The sequence below is a fragment of the Moorena sp. SIO2C4 genome, assembly GCF_010672485.1.
GTDB classification, from domain to species: domain Bacteria; phylum Cyanobacteriota; class Cyanobacteriia; order Cyanobacteriales; family Coleofasciculaceae; genus Moorena; species Moorena producens.
Window position 1 is genome coordinate 1 of record NZ_JAAHGN010001206.1, and the last position, 2105, is coordinate 2105.

A 2105-nucleotide genomic window follows, 5' to 3' on the forward strand; every position below is an offset into this window, starting at 1 on the left:
TTTTACTGGCGGTATTGAGTTTGATTACACCACCTTATCCGGACGTCTCCGGGAACTGGCTTACCTGAATGCTAGTGTTAGAATTACCTTCTCAGACCATCGCCTGGAAGAACCCAGAGTAGAAACCTATCACTACGAGGGAGGTATCCAGGAATATGTCGCTTACATGAACCGGGAAAAGCACCCCCTACACGAGGAGATTATCTACATACAAGGGGAACGCAAAAGTATCCAAGTGGAAGTGGCACTACAATGGTGCATTGATGCCTATAGTGATAATTTGCTGGGTTTTGCGAACAATATTCGCACCATTGATGGTGGTACCCACTTGGAGGGGCTCAAGACAGTCTTGACCCGAACCATGAATGCGATCGCACGCAAGCGGAATAAAATCAAAGAAAGTGAGTCTAACCTAGGTGGTGAGAATATCCGAGAAGGATTAACTGGGGTGATTTCTGTCAAAGTCCCAGAGCCAGAATTTGAAGGTCAAACCAAAACTAAACTAGGAAATACAGAAGTAAGGGGCATTGTAGATTCCCTAGTTGGGGAAGTCTTGACTGAATACCTGGATTTTCGTCCCCAAGTAGTCGATACTATCTTAGAAAAAGCGATTCAAGCCTATAAAGCCGCAGAAGCTGCTCGTCGTGCTCGTGAATTAGTGCGGCGGAAGTCAGTACTAGAGTCTTCTCCCTTACCCGGTAAGTTAGCCGATTGTAGTTCTCGGGACCCAGCGGAATCAGAGATATTTATCGTTGAGGGAGATAGTGCAGGGGGCTGTTTTTCTGGAGAGACACAGGTTGCCCTGGCTGATGGACGTTCTTTGAGCTTCAAAGAACTTGTAGCTGAACAAGCTATGGGTAAAGAGCATTTTTGCTACACGATTACCAATAATGGCAGCATCGGAATAGAACGGATTATCAATCCCAGGATGACCAAAGCCAATGCTAAAGTCATCAAACTTACCTTAGATAACTCAGAAACCATTATTTGCACTCCCGATCACCTGTTCATGTTGCAAGATGGTAGTTATAAGCCAGCAGTATCTCTGACTCGTGATGATTTGCTAATGCCTCTGTATCGCCCACTGGCAGAAATCAGGAAACAGGCAAAGGTCAAAACCCAAAACAAAGAAGCCTATGCCGCTGTTGCTGGTAATCAGACACAGGTTTGTGAAGCTGTTGCCAACTATAACTACCAAGTTGTTGCTATTGAAGCTCTAGAACAATTGGTAGATGTTTATGATATCGAAGTGCCTCATACCCATAACTTCGCTTTAGAGAGTGGGGTGTTTGTTCACAACAGTGCTAAACAAGGACGCGATCGCCAATTCCAAGCCATTCTCCCCCTCCGTGGAAAAATCCTCAACATTGAGAAAACTGATGATGCCAAAATTTACAAGAACACAGAAATCCAATCCCTAATTACAGCCCTAGGGCTAGGGATTAAAGGAGAAGAATTCGATCCGTCCAATTTACGCTACCACCGCATCGTAATAATGACTGATGCTGATGTGGATGGCGCTCACATCCGTACTTTATTACTAACCTTCTTCTACCGCTATCAACGAGCCCTTGTAGACCAAGGCTACATCTACATCGCTTGTCCGCCCTTATATAAACTAGAACGAGGTCGCAACCATAACTATTGTTATAGCGATCGCGAACTACAACAGCGGATTAGTCAATTTCCTGAAAACGCTAACTATAACATCCAACGATTCAAAGGATTAGGTGAAATGATGCCACAGCAGTTGTGGGACACCACCATGAATCCAGAAACTCGCACCATGAAGCAAATCGAAATCGAAGATGCTGCTGAAGCAGACAGAATCTTTACTGTACTCATGGGAGACCGGGTTGCTCCTCGCCGCCAATTCATTGAAACCTATGGCGCTCGACTCAATCTAAACGATTTAGATATTTAATTACGTAGGGTGTGTTAGGGACGGGCGAGCCCTTATTTCCTCGCTAGCAAGTGTTAGGAAAATCCGTCCCGTAACGCACCACCCACCATCAGAGTCAAATTAATCTGCCCACCCTATTCCCTATTCCCTATTCCCTATTCCCTGCTCCCTATTCCCTATTCCCTGCTCCCTATTCCCTGCA

Annotated in this window: 1 protein-coding gene; it reads left to right on the forward strand. The window is 45.3% G+C overall.

Features of this window, described 5'->3' with window-relative positions; genetic code table 11:
* A partial coding sequence (locus tag F6K20_RS35625) for a toprim domain-containing protein (protein WP_287297968.1) occupies positions 1-1924 on the forward strand: 1924 nt, incomplete at its 5' end.
* Positions 1925-2105: the final 181 nt, after the last annotated feature.